The sequence below is a fragment of the Rhodococcus sp. C26F genome (assembly GCF_053345925.1).
Genome location: NZ_JBKFBA010000002.1, coordinates 1 through 22,579, shown reverse-complemented (window position 1 = coordinate 22,579; position 22,579 = coordinate 1). Strand labels below are relative to the sequence as shown.

General features: G+C 67.4%; 16 protein-coding genes. 9 read left to right on the top strand and 7 right to left on the bottom strand.

Features of this window, described 5'->3' with window-relative positions:
- Positions 1-34 precede the first annotated feature (34 nt).
- The 3 genes from ACLBYD_RS03185 to ACLBYD_RS03175 form a co-directional block, all read right to left on the bottom strand.
- Entirely contained in the window at positions 35-430 is a 396-nt protein-coding gene (locus ACLBYD_RS03185; protein WP_447815378.1) for an excalibur calcium-binding domain-containing protein, read from the bottom strand.
- A 243-nt stretch (positions 431-673) separates the two neighbouring features.
- Complete coding sequence (locus ACLBYD_RS03180; protein WP_447815377.1) at positions 674-2,557, bottom strand: ketoacyl-ACP synthase III; 1,884 nt, start codon at positions 2,555-2,557, stop codon at positions 674-676.
- A gap of 46 nt (positions 2,558-2,603) precedes the next feature.
- A complete protein-coding gene (locus ACLBYD_RS03175) occupies positions 2,604-3,437 on the bottom strand; it encodes a 3-oxoacyl-ACP reductase family protein (protein ID WP_447815376.1) in 834 nt (277 codons plus the stop codon).
- A 673-nt stretch (positions 3,438-4,110) separates the two neighbouring features.
- Here ACLBYD_RS03175 and ACLBYD_RS03170 point away from each other — a divergent pair.
- Complete coding sequence (locus tag ACLBYD_RS03170; protein ID WP_447815375.1) at positions 4,111-4,890, top strand: alpha/beta fold hydrolase; 780 nt, start codon at positions 4,111-4,113, stop codon at positions 4,888-4,890.
- A 97-nt stretch (positions 4,891-4,987) separates the two neighbouring features.
- On the top strand, positions 4,988-5,380 hold the full coding sequence (locus tag ACLBYD_RS03165; protein ID WP_447815374.1) for a hypothetical protein: 393 nt from the start codon (positions 4,988-4,990) through the stop codon (positions 5,378-5,380).
- A 73-nt stretch (positions 5,381-5,453) separates the two neighbouring features.
- Here the strand turns inward: ACLBYD_RS03165 and ACLBYD_RS03160 are convergent, their stop codons facing one another.
- On the bottom strand, positions 5,454-10,931 hold the full coding sequence (locus tag ACLBYD_RS03160) for an ATP-binding protein (RefSeq protein ID WP_447815657.1): 5,478 nt from the start codon (positions 10,929-10,931) through the stop codon (positions 5,454-5,456).
- A gap of 792 nt (positions 10,932-11,723) precedes the next feature.
- Between ACLBYD_RS03160 and ACLBYD_RS03155 the strand changes: the two genes are divergently transcribed.
- The 6 genes from ACLBYD_RS03155 (at position 11,724) to ACLBYD_RS03130 (ending at position 17,018) form a co-directional block, all read left to right on the top strand.
- Positions 11,724-12,926 (top strand): hypothetical protein, encoded by a 1,203-nt coding sequence (locus ACLBYD_RS03155; protein WP_447815373.1) that lies wholly within the window; start codon positions 11,724-11,726, stop codon positions 12,924-12,926.
- Between the two features lie 152 nt (positions 12,927-13,078).
- On the top strand, positions 13,079-13,537 hold the full coding sequence (locus tag ACLBYD_RS03150; RefSeq protein WP_447815372.1) for a hypothetical protein: 459 nt from the start codon (positions 13,079-13,081) through the stop codon (positions 13,535-13,537).
- A gap of 95 nt (positions 13,538-13,632) precedes the next feature.
- Positions 13,633-14,490: a ParA family protein gene (locus tag ACLBYD_RS03145; RefSeq protein WP_447815371.1), complete on the top strand. Its 858-nt coding sequence runs from the start codon at positions 13,633-13,635 to the stop codon at positions 14,488-14,490.
- Positions 14,487-14,999: a hypothetical protein gene (locus tag ACLBYD_RS03140; RefSeq protein ID WP_447815370.1), complete on the top strand. Its 513-nt coding sequence runs from the start codon at positions 14,487-14,489 to the stop codon at positions 14,997-14,999. The genes ACLBYD_RS03145 and ACLBYD_RS03140 overlap by 4 nt, the downstream gene beginning before the upstream one ends.
- Before the next feature lie 145 nt (positions 15,000-15,144).
- Complete coding sequence (locus ACLBYD_RS03135) at positions 15,145-15,870, top strand: hypothetical protein (RefSeq protein WP_447815369.1); 726 nt, start codon at positions 15,145-15,147, stop codon at positions 15,868-15,870.
- A gap of 164 nt (positions 15,871-16,034) precedes the next feature.
- The gene (locus ACLBYD_RS03130) at positions 16,035-17,018 is read left to right on the top strand and encodes a TauD/TfdA dioxygenase family protein (protein WP_447815368.1); all 984 of its coding nucleotides are present in this window, start codon (positions 16,035-16,037) and stop codon (positions 17,016-17,018) included.
- A 72-nt stretch (positions 17,019-17,090) separates the two neighbouring features.
- Here ACLBYD_RS03130 and fadD1 read toward each other — a convergent pair whose 3' ends face one another.
- The 3 genes from fadD1 to ACLBYD_RS03115 are packed head-to-tail and all read right to left on the bottom strand — an operon-like array spanning position 17,091 to position 20,946.
- On the bottom strand, positions 17,091-18,659 hold the full coding sequence (gene fadD1, locus ACLBYD_RS03125; RefSeq protein ID WP_447815366.1) for a fatty-acid--CoA ligase FadD1: 1,569 nt from the start codon (positions 18,657-18,659) through the stop codon (positions 17,091-17,093).
- 53 nt (positions 18,660-18,712) lie between these two features.
- Positions 18,713-19,612 (bottom strand): alpha/beta hydrolase, encoded by a 900-nt coding sequence (locus ACLBYD_RS03120; RefSeq protein WP_106200333.1) that lies wholly within the window; start codon positions 19,610-19,612, stop codon positions 18,713-18,715.
- Positions 19,594-20,946 (bottom strand): flavin-containing monooxygenase, encoded by a 1,353-nt coding sequence (locus tag ACLBYD_RS03115; protein ID WP_447815365.1) that lies wholly within the window; start codon positions 20,944-20,946, stop codon positions 19,594-19,596. Before ACLBYD_RS03115 ends, ACLBYD_RS03120 begins: the two co-directional genes overlap by 19 nt.
- Positions 20,947-21,215: 269 nt before the next feature.
- Between ACLBYD_RS03115 and ACLBYD_RS03110 the strand changes: the two genes are divergently transcribed.
- Positions 21,216-22,579, top strand: a 1,364-nt coding sequence (locus tag ACLBYD_RS03110; RefSeq protein WP_447815364.1) for a cbb3-type cytochrome c oxidase subunit I, incomplete at its 3' end; no start/stop codon positions are given.

Genomic DNA, 22,579 nt, shown 5'->3' with positions numbered 1-22,579 from the left:
GGAAGGGCCTTCGCTCTTTTACGGGACGGACTGATCAGCGCGGATCGCGCTCGCAGCCGATCCCGTCGTTGTCGCGGTCGAGGCGCGGTGCGTATCCGGGGTCGTTGCGGTGGACCGGAGCAGCGCCCGCGTTCCAGGCCTCGGTGCAGTTCTTGAACCCGCCGCTCGGTGCGGCCGGAGCCTGACGGGCCGGGGGAGCCGGCGCGACCTGCGGAGCCGGGCCGGCCGGAGGGGCAGGCGGGGCTGGGGGAGCCGGAGGTGCCGGAGGTGCCGGCGGCGGAGCGAACGGATTGAACGATCCGCTCGGAACGAGATCAGCGATGCCCTTCGGGAGCAGGTCCACGAGAGGGAAGGCGGTGGCGGTCGAGGGTGCGGCGACCGTCAGAGCCACACACCCCAGCGTCGCAGCGACGATGCGGCGGAACTTCATGCGCGAGGCCTTTCTGTACTTCGTTCGGATCCGATTTGCCGGATCCGAACGAAATGTCGGCCTGGATGTCGCGGATGTTACGTCGCCAGGTCGCAGACGACGATCGGNNGCCGATGTACTCCGGGCCTGCCGGGGGACGGCCCGGATGCCTGTCGTACGCCGGGATCAGCCGGCGGTAGTCATCTGCCGGCTCAGCCGGCGGTAGTCATCTGCCGGCTCAGCCGGCGGTAGTCATCTGCCGGCTCAGCCGGCGTCGGCCTCCTCGAACGGCACGACCACCTTCGGGTCGATCCGCATGACGGTGTACCCCGCCACCGCTCCGGCGCCGAAGCCGGGAGCGAAGATGCGCACCGGTTCGGTGATGACCCCCTCGCGGACCGCGTCGTGGATCGCGAGCGGGATGCTCGCCGACGACGTGTTGCCGACCTTCTCGATGTTGAAGTACAACCGGTCGGCCGAGAGTCCGGCGTTCGCGGCGAGCTCGATGACCATCGTCTTGTTCGCCTGATGGGGAACGATGAGATCGATGTCGTCGAGCAGCGAACGCTCGGCGTCGTCGGGGGACGGGAGGGCCTTGATCTCGTCGAGCATCTGCGCCAGATAGCGACCGGCGAGCGTCTTCACCTCGGGTCCGTAGACCGTGATGAAGTTGTCGAAGTCCGGATTCGGCCAGATGATCGAGTTGACCTCGCTCGTCGGGCCGCTCGCGTAGCTGTTGAAGAACTCGAGATCGGGTGCCTCGCCCTCGGCGGCCGGCGAGATGACCATCGCCGCGGCGCCGTCACCGAAGATCATCCGGGACGGCCGGACGGTGCCGATCTTGTCCGAGAACTTCTCGACGCACACCACGAGGACGGGACGCTTGACCTGCTGCAGGATGCGGGTCGCCTCGGCCAGGCCGTAGGGCATTCCCGCGCACGCCGCGATCAGGTCGAACGAGGCATGGGTCTGCCCGATGCCCAGTTCGCCCGAGATCCACGTGGCCAGCGACGGGATCAGCCGACCGCTCGTGCACGTGCAGGTGATGACCGCGCCGATGTCCTGCGGGCCGACACCGGCGTGGGTGATCGCCTGCTTCGCCGCCGTCAGGGCCAGGTCCTCGAAGGTTCCCGAGGTGTACCGGCGCTGCTCGATCCCGGTCTTGGCCGTGATCTCGTCGGCCGACATGGGCGACCAGTTGTAGGCGGTGTTGCGGATCAGGTCCTCGTTGGTGCACACCTGGTCGCCGTGCGCGACCGCGATCGCGTCGATGCGCGGTGCGATCGCGAACTCCGAGCGCACGTCGACGGCCGGGTAGGGCGCAGACGGTGCCACCGGTTCGTGCCGCGTGTACGAGGTGGCCTTACGGGTCTTGCCCGACATGACCCGGTTGATGAACCGCTGGACCTCGCGATTGCGCGGATGGGAGACCACGACGTAGTCGTCGTCCTTCAGGTCCGCGACCCGGACGAGTTCGGTTTCGCTTCCGTCCCAGGGCTGCTGGTTGTGCAGAACCATCGACCAGCGGCTCAGGGCCTCGAGTTCGGCGACGTCCTCGTGACAGTCGAGGATCTCGTCGTATCCGAAGACGGGGTGGTTCGGATCGTAGTGGCGAACACGCAGGGTGATGTTCTCCGGATCGGATATCAGCTGCGGCACGGTCGGTTTGACCGTGGGCAGGTCGCCGGCGAAGTGACGACGCGAACCGAAGACCGCGAAGAGCCGATCGAAGATGCGGTCCTCGGCGGCACTGTCCCATGCGCGGGGGAGAGCGCGGTAGGCCTCCTCGACCGCCCCCAGCCGCTCTTCGGCCTCGGGCCAGGGAGTCAGACGAGGCATGTAGACGTCGTCGCGGTTGCGGGGCACGTCGCCCCAGCGGATGACGCGCCGCTCGAACATCATCAGCGGGAATCGGTCGGCCCAGAAGACGTTCAGGGCCATGTCCCGCATGATCTCGAACTTCGAGGCGTACTTGCCCAGTTCATGCCGGGAGAGGATCTCCGAGACCGTGGGTGCCTTGGTGTCGAAGTCGCGGCGGATGACGGCGTCGAGGTGGTCGACGCTGCTCAGCGTGGAGAAGTCGAGTTCGGGAACGAAATTGGAGGGGAAGACAATTCGGCCGTGCCGATTGAGCTCGAATGGCTGCATGTGCGAGGTGACCGTTCGATTCGAAGTAATGGGTGGGGAGGCCGGATCACATGTCCAGGCCGCCGTTGACGCCCCACACCTGACCGGTGATGTACGAGGAGGCGTCCGCGGCGAGGAAGTGCACGACCCGGGCGATCTCCTGCGGGTCGGCCAGTCGCTTCACGGGGATGGTGTCGGTGATGCGTGCGAGAACCTTCTCGGGGATGGCCTCGACCATCTCGGTGGCGACGAAGCCCGGGGTGACCGTGTTGACGGTGACGCCGATGCCGTTCGGGTCCAACTTGTCGTTCTTGGCCAGGTAGAAGGCCGCTTCCTTGGCGAGGGTCTTGGTGAGACCGAACAGGCCGGCCTTCGATGCCGCGTAGTTGGCCTGGCCGATGTTGCCGGTCTCGCCGATGACGGAGGAGACGTTGACGATGCGTCCGGTGCCCCGCTCGAGCATGTGCCGCAGTGCGGCCTGTGCCAGGTAGAACGCGCCCGAGAGGTTCACGCCGAGGACGGTGTCCCAGTCCTCGTCCTGCATCTTCAGCACCGTGCGGTCGATGGTGATGCCGGCGTTGTTGATCAGGATGTCGAGACGGCCGTGCGTTTCGATGACCTCGTCGATGGTGCGTCGGCAGTCGTCGGCGTTCGCGACGTCACCGCGGTGCACCGAGTAACGGACGTCCTTGCGGCCCGTCTCGTTCAGGTCTGCGAGGAACTGATCCGCCTGGGACGTGTTGCGTCCGTAGCCTGCGGCGACGGTGGCGCCCTGGCTCGCCAGGCTGCGGCTGATCGCCGCACCGATGCCGCGCGTGCCGCCGGTGACGAAGGCGACGCGTCCGCGGAGCTTGTTTCCGCCGGCAGCGATCTGCGAGCTGGGTTCGATGGTGCTGGTCATGCTGATCTCCTCGCTGTGCGAGGGGGCGACGGGCGCGGCTGGTCGCCGACGTCGCGCAAACGCCCCCTGCGCGTTGATTTCCCTGTGGAGGAGCACGTTTCGAATCCCCCTGACTCGAACGCGTGTCCCCTGAAACGAGCCTCCATTGGCTCGTAACTCCCTGCGGCAACAATGATGCACCACCTCGATCATGTTGTCACCAGAAACAATTCGAGTCTCGAATTCCGTCAATTTGTCCGAATAATTCGAGAAGTGTTGGAACGCAATCATATTCGATGAAGATTCGGGGTTACCTCACGGTACGAACATGCTGAATGTTCGTACCCGTCCTGGACGTACAGCCTGCACGAATCGGACTCCTCCAGAATGGCACAACGTGCTACCGGGGGGTCAGGTACAACTGTGTGCACATGGCGTGGACGCGAACGTGTTTCGCGCATCAGCCCGAAAGTAATTGCAGATAAAGGGATTCGGAGTCGATTTCCTACCGTGGGCGGTCGCTTGACGCCTGGCGGGGAGAGGCGCACTCCGTGCCGCCGAAGCTCGACCGAGGCGAGCCTTCCTGTATTCCCCGTCCGAAAACGTGCCACACCTGGCATCGGTGTGATTCTCGCCACTACGGAGGGTCGTTGTGGCGAAGCACAGGTCTTTCCGGCGATGAGAGGATGGCCCCGTGAGCAACACTCGTCTTGTCGAAACACCGGTGGTCGAACTCGAGGTGCGTCTCGACGGGGAAGGGCCGGCAGTCGTCCTGCTTCCCTCCCTCGGACGCGACTCCTACGAATTCGATCCGATCGCGAGCGACCTCGCGACAGCAGGGTTCACCGCTCTACGACCGCAACCCCGAGGTATCGGCAGCAGCCGCGGACCCATGACCGACCTCGACCTGCACGATCTCGCGGGCGACGTCGCCGCCGTCATCGAGCATTTCGACGCCGCACCCGCTGTTGTGGCCGGTCATGCGTTCGGGCACTACGTGGCTCGGGTGCTCGCCGCCGACCGGCCCGAACTCGTCCGGGGGGTCGCCGTGCTCGCCGCCGGCGCACGCCGGTTCCCGGTGTCGCTGACCGAGCGTGTCGCCAAGTGCTCCGACCTGTCGCTTCCCGACGACGAGCGACTCGTGCACCTCCGCGACGTCTTCTTCGCCGAAGGGCACGATCCGGCGGTGTGGCTCGACGGGTGGTGGCCCGAGGCGATCGTGTCGCAGCGGGCAGCGATGGCCGCGACCGACAAGGAATCGTGGTGGACGGTGGCGCCGTCACCTCTGCTCGACGTACAGGCGGGAGAGGACGTCTTCCGGCCCGCGGAGACCCGAGGTGAGCTCGTCGACGAGTTCGGGAGCGAACTCGTCTCCACGGCCGTCGTGCCGGCTTGCGGGCACGCCCTCGTCCCGGAGGCTCCTCACGAGGTGGCCAGGATCCTGGTCGAGTGGATCCGTACGCGTCTCGGATGAAGATTTCGTCATCGTCGACTCATCGACCCCTCATCGTCGTGCGCCAAAGTTACCGGTGACCAGGACGAACACCGAGTCGAGGAGAACGATTATGGCGATGAGCCGCACCGCATGGGCCGTGACCGCTGTGGCGGTCGCGATGACGGCCGGCACCGTCGGTTTCGTGTCGGCGAACCGAGGTGAGTCCGCTCCCTCCGAACCGTCGTCGTTCACCGTCGCCCGGGTGGCGGACGAGACGACGACCGGCGGCCCGGACGGAACTGTTCGGGCGGGCGTCGACCCGGCCCAGGATGCGGGGCCGGGAGACCTGCCCACCGACATCCCCTACATCGACGTCAGGACCTGCGACGCGTGGTTCGAGGACTGGGACGACACGGTGCCGGACCACGTCGAGGACTTCTACGACGAGTGGGACGACGGCTGCGACGATCTGCACGACGACGACCGGGAGGACGACCACGACGACCGGGACGACGACCACGACGACTGACCCGCACGACGGCCCCACGACGACGAGACCCCACCGGAAGTGTTCCGGTGGGGTCTCGCTCTAGTTGCGTGGGTTACGCGAGCGTGCGTGCCATGCCGCGCTCGACGGCCGCGATGATCTGCGGCCGCAGCTCGACCGCCGGCACGATCGCGTCGACCGAGCCGACCTGCTGTGCGCGCTGGATGTTGTGGATCGCCTCGAACTCGGCTGCCACCTCACCGAGCTTCTCCGACCGCACCGCGGTGCGCAGAGCGGTGAGCTCGACGCCCAGTCGTGCCTTGTCGCCGTCCTCGGCGACCCGCAGCTGGGCCTCGAGTTCCACGACCCGCGGATCGCTCGCGGTGCGCTTGTTGACGTCGCGGGTGAAGACCACCGCGGCCGCCGGAGCGCCACCGAGCACCGAGGCGAACGAACCCTCCACGGCGAGGACTTCCATGTTCTCGTTCAGTGCGCCCGAGAACACCACGAAGGCACCACCGTGGTAGCGGGAGACCACGACGAACACGATCGGACCGTCGAAGTTGACGATGGCCCGGCCGATCTCGGCGCCGTACTCGAGCTGCAGGTTGCGCAGCGACTCGGGGGAGCCGTCGAAGCCCGACAGGTTGGCGAGCACCACGAGCGGACGGTTGCCGCTCGCCGCGTTGATCGCCCGTGCCGTCTTCTTCGACGACTTGGGGAACAGCGTGCCCGAGGTCCACTGGTCCGGTCCGTCGGCGGGGAACCAGCCCTTGCGCGGGATCGCGCGGGACTCGATGCCGATGACCGTCACCGGATTTCCGCCCAGGTGCGCGTCGAACACGACCGAGGTGTCGGCGTCGGCCATGTCGGCCCACCGCTCGAGCACAGCGTGGTCCTGGTCGACCACCGAGCGCATCACCGTACGGATGTCGAACGGCTTCTTGCGATCCGGGTTGGTCTCGGACGAGAAGATGTCGCCCACGGTGGTGAAGTCGCTGGACGGATGCACGTGCGGGTACACGCACACGTTGCGGTCGACCGGGTCGGCGGACACGGCCTTGCGCGGGAAGCGCTCGCCCGGCGCCACATAGGCGTGGGCGTAGTGCGCGAACAGCGTCTCGATGGCGGCACTGAGGTTCGGAGCCCAGTACTGCGCCTGACCGTTGGGGCCCATGACGCGGTCGTAGCCGCCGATACCGAAGTTGTCCTCGGCGGAGACACCACCCGAGTAGTCGAGCGACTGCTTGCCGGTGAGCACCATGGCGCTGTCCGGGGTCATCACGAGGATGCCCTTGGTGTGCATGAGCATCGTCGCCTCGGCGTTCCAGTACGGCTGCGCGCCGACGTTGATGCCGGTGACCACGACGTTGATCTCGCCGCCGTTCTGCGTGAACGTGATGATGCGACGCAGACCGCGCGACACCCAGTCCATGTTCTCGGTGCCCGAGTCCATGGAGATCGTCGCGCCGGACGACAGCGCGAACCACTCGACGGGAGCGTTCAGGCTCTCCGCCAGGTCGATCGCGGCGACCACACGGGAGCACTCGGCCTCCGCGACGGTGCCCAGCGCCTTGGTGGGATCACCGAACAGCGCGACGCGCTTCATGCCCTCGGGGTACCGCGGGGTCGGGGTGTCGACGACACCGACGATCAGACCCGCGGTGTTGCGGCCGTAGGGACGGTCGACGGGCACGAGGGTGCCCTGCTCGTCGAAGTCGTACTCGACGAAGGTGCCCTCGCCGCCGGTGAGCAGCGGGATCAGCTCGTACGGGTAGACGGTGCCGCGGGCACGCGACCGCTGGACCTTCTGGGTGTACTCGTCGAGCGGCTTCAGCGGCTCCTTCGGCGGCTCGGTGACCCGCACGATGACGCCGGCACCGGACCGGTACGAGAAGCGCAGGGCGACCTCGCGTGCCGGCTCGTCCTGGCGCTCACGCCACGAACCGATGACGGTGATCTCCTCGAGTCCGGCGCCGACGGTCAGAGGAGCCGCGTTGCGGGCGATTCGCTGCAGTTCCTCCAGTCCGAGATCCACGGCGGGCCATACGTAGAGCACCACGCGGTTCGCATCGAGGCGACGCCCACCGCGGTTGGCCTGGGCGCGGCGCATACCGTCGAGCGAACTTGCGAGTGCCCGCTCGAAGGCCGGCAGTCCGACGATCCTGCCGGACTCGTCGCGCTGCGGCGTCAGGTCGCGTACCTCGCCGAGGGCGATGAACCGCTCGTCGGACGGATTGTCCTGCGACACAAGGTGGTACAGGTAGGTGTCCGGATTGGCCGGCAGCCGGGTCCCGACGAAGTTCTTCAGACGCCATAGGTCCAGCCGCTGCCCCGTGAGCGGGTGGATGTCGCGGATGTTGGCCTCTTCCGCGTATCCGGTCTCGTAGGGGCGGAAGGTGAACACGTGCTCTTCGGCCGTGTCGGTGTGGCAGACCGTCACCGTCACGCGACGGGCGCCGCCCGTCACGGGGCGTGCGGCGAGTTCGGCGCGCAGCGCGTCGGCCTGGGCGTCGGCATCGGCCGGAGCATCGTCCCACGCGAGGTACAGGTCGATCACGAGGTTCTTCGTGTCGGGAACCGAGGCCGCCGACTCCTCGACGGCGTCGAGCAGCGACGCGAACTCGGCCTGCGGAGCCTCCGCGGACATCAGGTACAGACGCGTGCCGCGCAGATCGAAGTTGCCGGTGACGAACTGGTGTCCGCCGACGGTGCACGAACGCACGTCCTCGAGGGTGCGGATCTTGTACGCCCGTCGGACGATGACCTCGAGCAGCGGGCCCGGAACGGACTCCGGACGCGTGATCTGCTGTGCGAGAAGGTCGATCAGCGGCTCGGGCGTGGCGACCAGCGAATCGATGCGCTGCGCGTAGTCCGTCGCCTGCGGATGCTCGGCGAGGTACGCGAGCGAACCGCGGACCCCGTCGTAGGCCTGCTCGCGGGCCTTGCGGATCACCGGCTCCTCGAAGTAGCGGTACCGCAGGTTGCGGGCGGTGTCGCCGATGACCGGGAAGCGGACCTGGGTCGCGACGATCAGCCGGTCGAGGACCTCGTTGAGCTCATGGGAGATCCCCACCTCGGTGTCGTCGCGCTCGACCCAGCGGTCGAGCAGCGAGGTGACCACGGGGACGTGGGCCTCGATGCGCTCGAGCGCGAGGAACAACCGGTAGACGGCCTCCTCGAGCTCCGGGGTGCGATCGAGTTCGAGGACGTCGTAGTGCCGCAGTGCGCGGGCGAGACGCGCGCGGAAGCTGTCGGGCAGACCCCCGACCTCGACGTCGAGCGACTGCAGGTAGCCGTGGAAGAACTCACGGGGGCTGTGGACCCGGTCGTCGCTGTTCTTCTCCTCCTCGGTCGGACGGTTGCGCGACAGTTCGCACACGTCCGCGAAAGTCGTCAGCAGCGCGAGCTCGGCGCGGACGAGCGCGCACGAGTCGACGGAGCCGGAGAGGCGCTCGTACTCGGCGAGCAGGGCCGCGGTGCGCTTGGCGGACACGTCGTAACCGGTGACCAGAGCGGCGAGCGAGTCGAGACGGGCGAGAGCGTCGGCCGCGACGTCGTCGCTGACCGAGGGAGCCGGTGCGGCGAACTCCACGCGCTCGACGGTCTCGGTGACGACCTCCTCGACGATCTGGTCGACCCGCAGGAGCGGGGCGCCCGCGTCGACCTGCGCGTTGACGACGGCGAGGATCTCGCGGACCTTGCCGGCGAAGGGAGCGCGGACCGCGGTCTCCATCTTCATCGACTCGAGCACGACGAGCGTCTGGCCGGCCTCGACCTCGTCACCGACGGCGACGGGAACCGCGACGACCACGGCCGGGGCGGGCGTGCGCACCACGCCGGCCTCGTCCTGGCTGATCTGGTGGCTGATGCCGTCGACCTCGACGAGGAAGTGGGCGGGACCGGCGATCGACACCACGTTGTGGCGGCGTCCGCCGAGGGTCAGGCGCGACTCGTAGTCGCCCAGGCGCTCGACGTCGACGTCGAACTCGGCGGAACCGGTGTCGACCCGGTAGCGGTGCGGGCCGACCTGGCCGACGACGAGTTCGTAGGCCTGGCCCTGGTAGCTCAGTTCGATCTTGCGGCCGACGGCGTGTCCGGCACGCGGGCGACCGCCGCGGGCCGAAGCGAGGAAGGCGGAGCGCTCGCGGGCCTCGTCGGTGTCGTAGACGTCGACGGCCGTCGCGATCAGAGCGACGTCGGCGACCTTGGACGGACCCGTCTCGGTGCCGGCGCCGGTGCGGTCGAGCCAGCCGGTGTCGGCGGAGGCGTCGACGACCTCGGGACGGTCGAGCAGGTCGAGCAGGAACGACTTGGTCGTCGTGCCGCCGTCGAGGACGACGGTGGTCTCGCGCAGAGCGGTGCGCAGGCGGGCGAGTGCCTCGTCGCGGTCGCGGCCCCACGCGATGATCTTGGCGACCATGGAGTCGTAGTCGGGCGGGATGACGTCGCCCTGGGCGATGCCGGTGTCGACACGCAGACCGGAGCCGAGCGGGAACTTCAGCAGCTGCACGGTGCCGGGGGCGGGTGCGAAGCCGTTGGCGGCGTCCTCGGCGTTCAGGCGGGCCTCGACGGCGTGACCGAACTCGGAAGGGCACTCGCCGGGGAGCTTCTCGCCGGAGGCGACGAGGATCTGCAGCTTCACGAGGTCGATGCCGGTCGTGGCCTCGGTGATGGGGTGCTCGACCTGCAGGCGGGTGTTGACCTCGAGGAAGGTGAAGATCTTCAGGTCCGGCTGGTAGAGGTACTCGACGGTGCCGGCACCGGCGTAGCCGGCGGCGCGGACGAGATCGGCCGAGACCGTGCGCAGGTGGTCGGACTGCTCCTTGGTGAGCAGTGGCGAGGCGGACTCCTCGATGACCTTCTGGTTCTTGCGCTGGATCGAGCAGTCGCGCACGCCCGGGGCCCAGACGTTGCCGTGCTTGTCGGCGATGACCTGGACCTCGACGTGGCGCGCGTCGGTGACGAGACGCTCGATGAACACGACGGGGTCGCCGAAGGAACGCTCGGCCTCACCCTGGGTGCGCTCGAGGGCGAGCTCGAGCTCGTCCTCGGCGTAGACCTTCCGGATGCCGCGGCCACCGCCACCGGAGCGGGCCTTGATGATCAGCGGGTAGCCGATGGCCTGCGCATGACGGCGCGCGTCGGCGCGGGAATCGACCGGTCCACCGGACCACGGTGCGACGGGAACGCCGACCTTCTCGGCGAGGATCTTCGCCTCGACCTTGTCGCCGAGCAGACGCATGGCGTCGGCCGAGGGGCCGATGAAGGTGATTCCGAGGCGGGCGCACAGCTCGGCGAAGGCGGGGTCCTCGGCGACGAAGCCCCATCCGACCCACACGGCGTCGGCCTTCGCCTCGAGGAGCGCGCGCTCGAGTTCTGCATGATCGAGGTAGGGGGTCGCCGCCGTCGTCGACGGACGGAGGGTCACTCCTTCATCGGCCTGACGGACGAACATCGCCCGTCGTTCGGCGTCGGTGTGCAGAGCGATGGTCCTGATGTCGTAACCGTGCTCGGAGTTGAGCTCCCGGACTGCCCGGATGAGGCGTACGGCCGCCTCACCACGATTGACCACTGCGATCCGCTTGAACATACTCGTTGCCACCGTTCTCCATGGTTTGTGCACGCACCGGGCGCGCGTCTCGAAGCTCCACCCCAATGAGGAGGACGAATCAACCGGTCCTACGTCCCACGCCTCGTGTTGGCGACGCGAGCGGGAACATGTAGCGGTCGGCTCCTCGTGGTTGGCATGGGCATGCGTGTTCGTCGTCGATCCACCGGGCAACATCCGCGGTGTCCGAAGGACCGTTTCGAACAGGTCTCCGCAGCTACGGCCGTCGGTGTGACGGTCACGTCCCCCTGGGCGAAGGCTCCGTTCGGATAACAGCATGGAGGAAACATGAGGGTTTGTCACGTTTTGCTTCCACGCGGAGCGATCGGCGGCCTTCTCGAGGTCGAGTTCTTCCACAGGTATTCGCGCGCAGGGGTTTTCGTTCGGGAGCGGGTGTCGGGACGGGGATCTCCGGTTCCGGGCGTCGCCGGTACTGTGCAGTAACACCGATCGGTAACTTTCCGAGGCGTTCGGAGCCTGTCTCGAGTGGCCCCTCGTTTCCGCTGGTACGCACCGGTTTTCGCGCGCCGGAAATCTGGCCCGATCCGGGATCGGGCAAATCGCTCCGACCCCTCCCGGAAGTGCTGTGACATCCGTCACGACGCGCGAAAATGTGAAGGTCTCAACCGAACCGGAGCGCGGCCGTCGACGTGTCGGATCGTGACCGTCGAGTGCGCGGGATCCGGGCCGTTACCGGGCATTTCTCCGAGTCTCGCGCGGCATCTGGAACAGTGGACAGTGCATGCCTGCGGACGAGCCGCGAGGAGGATCCCCGTGTCCGAAGCCGATCGACCCCACCTCCCGGGACGCGACGACGCGTCCGGTCAGGACGTCCCGTCGGTGGACCGGCGGACACGTATCGCCGGGCAGGTCCGTCGGTGGTGCGAGACCGGCAGCATCGAGGGCGGGCACGCTCCGCTGTCGGATGCCGCGGCGATCGCGCTGGCCGCCGGCTACCTCGACGAATCGGTGCGTGCGGTGCTGGCGAACCGCCGGCGGGTCGGCCGCCGGCTGCCCGCACTCGACGGATTCGGTGAGCTGCGCCGACTGTCCGACGAGCACGCCCGCCTCCGCGTCCGCATCGACGGTCTGCGTCCCGGCGCCGCGCGACTCGCACTCGAATACCGGGCCAACGAGCTCGGCAAACGCATCCGGGCGGCGCGGCAGACCGTCGTGCACTCCCCGCTGCACTACGCCCAGGGCGTCCGCGCCGTGCGCCGCGACCGGCGCGACGGGCTGCACCTCGAGATCGACCAACGCGAGGCGCTGTTCGCCGCACTGCAACGCACCCCCGCGCCCCTGCCCGTCGCGCCCGTCGAGCAGGCCCGAGGGATGGTGCTCGGTGTCGCCGTCGACCGAGTGGGGCGCTGGTCCGAGCGCACCCCACTGGCCGAGGCGGGTCGTCGCGTCGCCGAGCGGCTCGGACGCGAGGTGCCCTCCGGTGACGACCGCTTCGTCGACCGCTACGACACCCTGCTCTTCCTCGCCGGGTCCCTGTACGACCGCATCGAGGCGTCGGCGGCATGGCGTTCGGAGTACTTCGAGGTTCAACGAGCCCAGCTCGACCTCGCCGAGGAACTCACCCAGATCGCGGTGGACACCGTCGCCCTGCGCGACCTGCTCGACGAGCTGCAGTCCGCGATCCGATCGGCACCCGAGGCGCGGACCGGTCTCGAATCCCGTGTGGCAGCGCTCGAACCGGTATGGGATCAGATCCTTGCGCGCGTCACCGCGCTCGCGCGCATCGGCGACCTGCTCACGCGGGCGGAGGACCATCTGCATCTCGCGCACATCGCGCAGCGCACCGCGAGTCTCGACCAGCGGATCGACGATCTGATCGGCAGGTCGGGTGCGCGCGAGTTGTCCGCCGAGAACACCGATTTCGTCGGCGACCAGCTCGGTGCTGCGGCCGAACCGATGGTCGCGCTCCGCAGTGCTCTGTGGACGGACATCGCCGAGCTCACCGCGAAGGAGTAACCCGGAGTTACTGTCATCGGTCACATCGATTCGGCTGCGCTTCGGGTCGTATCCCCGAACTCGTGGAAAGTGACCGGCTCCACTGGTGCATTTGTCCGAACCAGTGGTAGCTTCCTCGCGTCCTATCGGGGGTCGATACACAGGGGGGCGCGGTGGCGTCGCGATTCGTGCGTACGGGTTTTGCGCTGGTTGTCGCTGCGGCGCTGGCGGTCTCGGGTTGTTCGGGGGCGACGAGCGTGTCCGTCGTCGACGACCCGAGGCTCGAGGCCGAGTTCGAATCGGTGCTCGTCTCCGAGCAGTCCCGCACGCTCGGGGAGGTCGCGGCCGCAGCGGGTATCGAGTCGTGGGACCGCATGTACTACTTCCGTGTCCCGGTGCTGATGAGCGAACTCAACCGCGTGATGCACACACCGGGGGTCACCTGGCGGAACATGCCGGGATCCGATGCCGAAGGACTCATCGTCTTCGTCTCCGAGGGGCAGATCGTGCGCGCGGTCGCCGACCGCGAGCCGCCGCTGTACCTGAGCGGGTTCGCGACCTCCGATTCGTACGTCACGCCCGACGAGCTCGCCGGCATGCCACGCCTCGCGGTCGAGTCGAGGGGCCGCTGACCCGGCCGCTGCCACCCGGCTGCCCCGTATGTCCGCCTTCGGGTAGTTTTGCTCGCAACAACGAGTAGCGAATTTCTTTCCCGAAGAGGTGTGGGGTGGCACGGGTAATCGCGACGATCAACCTGAAGGGTGGCGTCGGCAAGACCACGACGACGGCCGCGCTGGGCGAGTTCATGGCGGCGGAGTTCGGGCAGCGGGTGCTCATGATCGATCTCGACCCGCAGACCAACCTCACCACGATGATGGTGGGGGAGGAACGCTGGCAAGAACTGAACGAGCTCGGCTTGACCCTCGCGACGCTCTTCAGCAAGGCGATCAAGCCCGACGCCGACGCGTTCGACATCGAGAAGGCCGTCCAGAAGGGCGTCTCACCGGTGCGCGCCGTCCGCGATCTCGACCTGCTCGCGTCGTCGCTGGATCTCATGGACATCCAGGAGGGCCTCACCCACCAGCAGTACGCCGATCCCGGCTCGCACCGTCCCGTCGAGGTGCTGCTCTCCGCTGTCCGGCCCATCGCCGACCGGTACGACTACATCCTCGTCGACTGCCCGCCGAATCTCGGGATCCTCACCCTCAACGGATTGCGTCTCGCCGACGGCTATCTCATCCCGACGATTCCCGACATCCTGTCCACCTACGGAATTCCGCCGCTGCAGACGAAGATCCAGGAATTCGCGACACGGACCGGGCACACCGTGCGGGAGATCGGTCTCGTCATCACGAAGTACCGCAGTGCCTCGAATCTGCACCGCACGATCATCGAACAGCTCCAGCGCGACCCCCGGATTGCGAGCGTCGTTCCCGCCTGGGTGCCCGAGGCCAATCAGATCGCGGCGTCCGCCGAGTTCGTGCCCTACGGCACGCTCAAGCGAAAGTACGGCAACACCGGTCAGTACGATGCACTGCGAATCCTCACCGAGACGATCATGATGAATGCGCAGGTGTACCTGTGACGAATCCCGGCCCCGATACCGACGTGGCACAGGCGCGTCTGCGGGTGCGCATCGGCGAGGCGAGTTCGGCGTTGCTCCGTCTCGACGAGGCGGCACCCGGCACGGCCGGCGCGCTCGTCGCCCTCGTGCAGGTGATCGCAGACGAGGCGGCACGCACGCCGCGCTTCGCGAAGGCACTCGCGGGAGCGCTCTCGGTCACCGCAGACCCGAGTGCTCCGACACCCGCTCCCGCTCCTGCTGCGCGCCCCGCCGCGGTCCGGACGCCTGCGCGTCGCAGCCGTCGCGCGCCCGGGGCCTTCGACCCGTTCGTGGTGTTCCGCGAGAGCGGCGAGGCGACTCTGCGGGAGAGGCTGTCGACCCTCGGAGTCGAACAGCTCAAGGACATCATCGCCGAGCACGCCATGGACTACGACAAACTCGCGATGCGCTGGCGCACCCCGTCCAAACTGCAGGACCGCATTGTCGAACGGGTCAAGGCGCTCACCACGAAGGGCGATGCTTTCCGGTGATCGGTCACAGACGGTTCTTCTTCTGCTCGTAGCAACGTATGGTCGCACCAGACCTCCGGTCTCGACGAGACCGCGCAGGACGTGGGCACATCGAGCGTCGATCCCGACTCACTGCTCGATGTGCGCACCGAGAAGAGGAGTCGATATGGGGGACATCGTTCGACAGGGAGTCGTGGCCTTCGTGGCCGAGGTTCTGGCGCGCGGCGGCCGGGCCGAGCCGATCCCCGGACAGCGGGACGTCCGCGTACAGGGCGCGGACGGATCCGAACGTGTGGTGCGGGTGTGCTCGACGGCGAGCGATCCATGGCTCGCGCGACGCCGCGACGGAGTTCCCGCCGCCGACGGTGCGGGCGTGTCGCACTGGGTGTTCGTCGATCTCGCACCCGCGGTACCGGAGTTCTACGTGGTGGACGCGGACGACATCGAAGGGGGAATCGAGGAGGAGGTCGCGCTCTGGCTCGCCGACCGCCCCCGCCGCACCCCGACCGGCAGCCATCCTATCCAGCGCAGCAATGTCGTTCACGGTCACGATCATTGGGATCTGCTCGGTCTCGACACCGTCAAGGATCCCGAGCACGACGCGACGCCGGTGCCGGCAGCGGCCGTCCGCGTCGAACGTCCGGCCGCACCGGCCGTCGCGGAACCCGACACCGACGACGGACGGCTCGCGGTGGTCGCCGACATCGGGGGATACCGCGTGCACGGGCGCGTCGATCCGGTGTCCGGGACACTCGAGATCACCCGGGGACCGATGGAGGGGCGCCGCTTCCCGGACGCCGCGGCGGCGGCACGGGCGCTCGTCACCTTCTTCGACGACCACGAGACCGTCCCCGACAGCGATACCTTCTGGTGGAGCGAGATCCTCAGGTGAGAACGCACTCCCGATAGCGGCTTCGGCTCGTTTCTATCTCCCGGAAACGAGCTCGGCTCGTTTCGATCTCACTGACCACAACCGTCGACTCTGCCGACGGATGGCGGTGAACTGAACCGGCGCAAGCAACAACGCCAAGTTCAGATCATCGAAGGGGAGATCGCATGACCATCACCGAACTCGATCGCGATACGACCACCGCCGAATCCGTCTACACCGCCGGGGGCATCGTCGTCACCAAGCTGGGGGAGCACATCGGTGCGCGGATCGACGGAGTGCGGTTGTCCGGCTCGTTGGCACCCGAGACCGTCGAGGCCATCCGGTACGCCCTCGCCGTGCACAAGGCGATCGTCTTCCGCGACCAGCATCACCTCGACGACGAGCAGCAGTGGGCCTTCGCCGGTCTGCTCGGCACGCAGACCCAGTCGCACCCCACGGTCCACTCGAAGGGCAAGCGGCTGTTGCCCATCGAGGGTGCCGCGAACAGCTGGCACACCGATGTCAGTTTCGTCGACCGCATTCCGAAGGCGTCGATCCTGCGGGCGGTGACCCTGCCTCCGTACGGTGGTGCGACGACGTGGGCCTCCACGACCGCGGCCTACGAGCAATTGCCGGACGCGTTGAAGGCGCTCGTCGACAACCTGTGGGCCCTGCACACCAATCTCTACGACTACGCCGAGAAGCTCGACGCGGGCAGCTCCGATCCGGCGCTGACCGAGGAGCGACGCCGCTACCAGGACGAGTTCCGCCGCAACACCTACGAGACGATCCACCCGGTGGTGCGGGTCCATCCCGAGACGGGTGAGCGCACCCTGTTGCTCGGTCACTTCGTCAAGGAGTTCGTCGGTCTCAAGCCGTCGGAGACCGCCGCGCTGCTCCAGCTGCTGCAGAGTCGGATCACGAAGCTGGAAAACACGTTCCGCTGGTCGTGGGAGAATGGCGACGTCGCGATCTGGGACAACCGCGCCACGCAGCACTACGGCATCGCCGACTTCGGCGACCACACCCGTCGCCTGCACCGCATCACCCTCGCCGGCGACATCCCCGTCGGCGTCGACGGCGCGCGCAGCCGGGTCGTGCAGGGCGACGCGAGCGAGTACTCGGTGGTCGAGGAGCCGGCGCGACTGCCCGGCTTCGACGGGCACTGAGACAGCAGAGCGCGAAACGGTCGTAGGAGCGCGAAACATCCCGCGCCGAAGACCGTTTCGCGCTCCTCAACGTCAGGCCACGACGTACTTCTCGTTCTCGCGGACCCACAGCACGCCGTCGCCCGCTGTGGGTCCTTCCTTCTCGAGTGTGCGCTTGAGGATCTTGTTGGTGGCGGTGGTGGGCAGATCCGCCGCGATCCGTACGTATCTCGGCCACGCCTTGGGAGAAAGATCGGCCTGCTCCGAGAGGAACTTCTCGAATTCCTCGGGGACGAGCGACGTCTCGTCGCGCAGCACGATCGCGGTCATGACCTGGTCGCCCACGTGTTCGTCGGGCACACCGTAGACGGCGACGCGACTCAGCTGCGGCAGCCGTTGGAGGATCCGCTCGATAGGGGCGGCGGCGAGGTTCTCACCGTCCACGCGCATCCAGTCGGCCGTGCGACCGGCGAGGTAGATCCAGCCGTCCGCGTCCTTGTAGGCGAGATCGCCCGACCAGAACATGCCGCCCCGCAGACACTCGTCGGTGGCGGCCTCGTCGTTGTAGTAGCCGGTGAAGAATCCGGCGCCCTGCGTGTTCACGAGCTGACCGACGGCCTTGTCGGCGTTGATCAGGGCGCCGTTGTCGTCGAACTCCGCGTGGGCGCAGGGGGTGAGGGTCTCCGGATCGTAGACGTCCACACCCGGCAGTCCTCGACCGATCGATCCGGGTGGGGTGCCTTCGTCACGGGTGATGATCACCGCCGCCTCGGTCGACCCGAAACCGTCCCAGACGGTGCAGTCGAAGCGCCGGCCGAACTCCTCGATGTCGCGGTCGGTGGCCTCGTTGCCGAACGCCACCCGGAGCGGGTTGTCGACGTCGTCGGGTCGTTCGACGGTCGCGAGGATGTAGGCGAGGGGCTTGCCGACGTAGTTCATGTAGGTCGCGCCGTAGCGGCGAACGTCGTCGAGGAAGTGCGAGGCGGAGAACGACGCCGGTGCCATCGCCGCGCCGCTGCACAGCGACACGCACCACCCGGCGAGGATCGCGTTGGAGTGGAACAACGGCATCGACAGGTAGACGACGTCGTCGCTCGTGATCGAGAACCGCGGGACGAGCGTGCTGCCCGAGAACAACACCATCATGTGGGCGAGCATCACCGGCTTCGGATCTCCGCTCGTCCCCGACGTGAAGATCAACATGAACGGATCGGTCGGCCCGACCTCCCGGTACGGCTCGAGCGGACCGGCCCCGTCGACGAGCGCCCGCCACTCGGGGCTCGCGACGTCGAAGACGGTGACGTCGCCGAGATCCAGGCCGTCGAGCAGAGGGGCGTGCTCGGCGTCGGTCAGCAGGATCTGGCAGTCCGCACGCAGGATGTCGCGTGCCAGACCCTCACCGCGTCGGGTGTTGTTGATCCCGACGAGCGGGAACCCAGCGAGCCCGGCCCCGGCGATCGCGTGGAGGAAGGCGGGGGTATTGCCGAGCAGCGCACCGACGTGCACCGGCCGGTCACGGTCCATCAGCGACAGCAGTGCCGCCGCCTGAGCGGATGCCTCCTGCAGGTGTTCGCGCCAGGTCCACCTGCCGGTGTCGTGGACGACGGCCGCGGTGTCGTTCTCGAACAGGTCACGGAGTGCCTGCTGGACGGTCTCTGCCATGGCTACCTCGGATGTGCGAAGGGAAGGGATCCGCGAAGACGGATTCCTCGGGGTTACTGCGCAGCGAGATGTCGGGTCAGGAAGTGGATCTGATGCTCTACGGCCCGGTCGAACCAGTCCTTGCCGGGCCAGACGTCGAAGTGGTCGCACGGATAGTGACGCACCTCGGCACGAGCGCGGAAGGCTGCACGCGCCGCGGCGTGCGGGGGAGCGCTGCGATCGAAGTCCGCGATCTGCACGAGGACGGGGCATGCGACGGACGACGCGTGTCGCGCGGGACGGTAGGTGCCGAGCGACAGCACGATGTCGGCGTCGATCTCGTTGCGCCAGGTCGGGCCGGCCAGGGAGAGGTAGTCCTCGTGGTAGCCGTCCAGCGACAGGGCGGCGACCGTGCCGGGTGGTCCCACGATCGGGATGGTGGTCGACGAGCGTCGCGCCACCCGGCTGCGGAGCCCCGCCGCCGTCGAACGTGCGAGCGCCGAGGGCGCGTGATGCCGTGCGGCGAGAACCCCCGCGGCCGGTCCGTCGACGAGGGGTGTCACGGACACGACGGCCGCGACGTCCCGGTCCTGGGCCGCGACGGACAGGACGTGGCCGCCCGACAACGACACGCCCCACAGCACAGTGCGACGGGCATCGGCGCCGTCCAGTCGCCCGGCGGTCGCGACGGCCGCGCGGTAGTCGGCGATCTGTCCCGCGACGTCGACGCGCTGACGGTCGGAGCCTCCGGACTCGCCGAAGCCTCGGTAGTCGAAGGCGAGCACGTGCATACCCGCAGCCGCGAGCCGTTCGGCGAACGGGACGAGCCCGGAGTCCTTCGTCCCGCCCAGACCGTGGGCCATGACCACGACCGGTGCCCCGTCGGTGCTGTCGAGAACATCGGAGTCGGGAGTGAAGTGCCAGGCGTGGACCGTCTCACCCTCGGAGGGGAAGGTCAGTGAACGCGGGTGCACGAGGCGTCCTCCTTCGATGCCCGGCCGGCGCGGGCGATTCCGGCGGGCATCTCGCGCGTCCGGATGTCGAACTCGTAGGCGAAATAGTCGAGCTGCTGCGTGTGGCGGGGACGATCGAGCATGTGCCCGGTGAACTTGCGCTGGTCCTCGACGATGACGCGACGCATCTCGTCCTCGGGCGGAAGTGCGTAGCGGCCGATCGCATAGGCCGCGATCAGTCGCGCCTGGCATTCGACGAACGGGAACAGAGTGGGCGTGGCCTGAGCGAAACCGGCGAACGCGAGATCGGGGATGCCCGGCGCGAAGATCCGCTTGTACAGCGCGATGTGGTTGTCGGGAGCGCTGACGAACTCCGGATCGAAGAACGGGAAGGTGATGTTGTAACCGGTCGCGTAGATGACGACGTCGAACTCCGCCGACGTACCGTCCACGAAACGGACCGTGTGGTCGTCGAACCGTTCGATGTCGGGTTTCGCGACGATGTCGCCCGAGCCGAGGCGGAGTGGCAATTCGACCGACTGCGTGGGGTGCGCCTCGAAGAACTTGTGGTTCGGAGTGGGCAGCCCGTACCGCTCGGGACGTCCCGACAGCAGCGGCTGGCCCCACTGCGCGACCTTCCGCTGCCACGACATCGGTATGTACGGAACGGTGCGGTAGAACCTGTCCGCCGGTCGGCCCGCGATGTACTTCGGAACGATCCATGCACTCGACCGGGTCGACAGCGTCACCTCGGTCTGCAACGCCTTGGACGACAGCTCCACGGCGATGTCGGCCGCACTGTTGCCGAGCCCCACCACGAGGATGCGCTTGCCCGCGAAATCCATCGGGGTGCGCGGGTCGATGTAGTGGTGGGAGTGGAGCGACTCGCCGGCGAAGTGCCCGGGGAACTCCGGCACTCGGGGATCCCAATGGTGACCGTTGGCGACGACGAGGAATTCGAACGCGCGCGTGCTGCCGTCCTCGAGGTCGAGCTCCCACCCGCCTTCGGGCCGTCGTCGCGCGTGGCGGACGCCGTTGCGGAACTCGATGTTCCCGCGCAGTCCGAAGGCGTCGGTGTAACCGTCGAGGTACTCCTTGATCTGTGTGTGGTGCGGGAAGTCGGGATAGGACTCCGGCATCGGGTAGTCCTTGAACGACAGCTGGTGCTTCGACGTGTCGATGTGCAGCGAGCGGTACGCGCTGCTGTGGCCGTTGGGATTGCCGAAGGCCCAGTTGCCGCCCACACGATCGGAGCTCTCGAAGCAGGTGTAGGGCACCCTGTAGTCGCACAGCATCTTTCCGGCGGTCAACCCACTGATACCGGCGCCGATGACCGCGGTGGTAGGTGCCGACATGGTGTCCCTTCGACGCGGTGGCGCAGGTGGTCCGGAGTGACGACCTGCAGTGACGACGGTCACAATGTAGAACACGTTCTCCTCGGTGTACACGGGATGTTTCGCTCGCCCGTCGTCGCGTCGCAATTCGGTCCGCGAACCCGGTGCGCGTGTGAGGTGGAACGCCTACTCTGAGTTCACCTGCAGCATCGCGGGTGGTGATCGCCGCGCGCCGTCGATCCTGTCCGCGCCGCACCGTTGCCGCCTTCACGGCGGCTCGAGGAGGCCCGATGAACGCGGTTGTCGCTCCCGTCAAGCCCACGCGGCCGTATCCGCCGCGGTATCACTCCAAGGGCGCGGTCCTCTACGACCTGATCACCACGACGGACCCGAAGAAACTCGGACTGATGTACATCTTCACATCGTTCTCGTTCTTCCTGTTCGGCGGTGTGCTCGCCCTGCTGATGCGCGCGGAACTGGCGGTGCCCGGCCTGCAGTTCCTGTCGAACGAGCAGTACAACCAGCTCTTCACCAACCACGGCGGCATCATGCTGCTGATGTACGCGACTCCGGTCGTCTTCGGTTTCGCGAACTACATCCTGCCGTTGCAGATCGGTGCCCCCGACGTCGCCTTCCCGCGCCTGAACGCCTTCAGTTACTGGTTGTTCCTCTTCGGCGCACTCACCGTGGCGTTCGGGTTCATCACTCCGGGTGGTGCCGCCGACTTCGGCTGGACGTCCTACATGCCGCTCTCCGACGAGATCCATTCCCCCGGAGTCGGTGGCAACCTGTGGTTCCTCGGACTGGTCGTCATGGGCCTGGGCACCATCCTCGGCGGCGTCAACATGATCACCACAGTGGTGTGCATGCGGGCGCCGGGCATGACCATGTTCCGGATGCCGATCTTCACCTGGAACATCTTCATCACGATGCTCCTCGTGCTCCTCGTCTTCCCCCTGCTGGCCGCAGCGTTCATGGGAGCCTTCGTCGACCGGGTGATCGGCGGGAACATCTACGACCCGGCCAACGGTGGCGCGCTCCTGTGGCAGCACCTGTTCTGGTTCTTCGGTCACCCCGAGGTGTACGTCATCGCGCTGCCGTTCTTCGGCATCGTCTCGGAGATCTTCCCGGTCTTCTCCCGCAAGCCGATCTTCGGATACAGCGGCCTCGTGTACGCGACCATCGCCATCGCGGCGCTGTCCATCGCCGTGTGGGCGCACCACATGTACGCCACCGGCGCGGTGCTGCTGCCCTTCTTCTCGTTCATGACCTTCCTGATCGCCGTGCCGACCGGTGTGAAGTTCTTCAACTGGATCGGCACGATGTGGAAGGGCCAGATCACCTTCGAGACACCAATGCTGTTCTCGGTCGGCTTCATCGTGACCTTCCTCTTCGGTGGTCTGACGGGCATCATCCTCGCGAGCCCGCCGCTGGACTTCCACCTGCACGACTCGTACTTCGTGGTGGCGCATTTCCACTACGTGCTCTTCGGCACCATCGTGTTCGCGACCTACGCCGGCATCTACTTCTGGTTCCCGAAGATGACCGGCAGGTTGATGGACGAGCAGCTCGGCCGCTGGCACTTCTGGCTGACCTTCATCGGCTTCCACACCACCTTCCTGGTGCAGCACTGGCTCGGTAACGAGGGCATGCC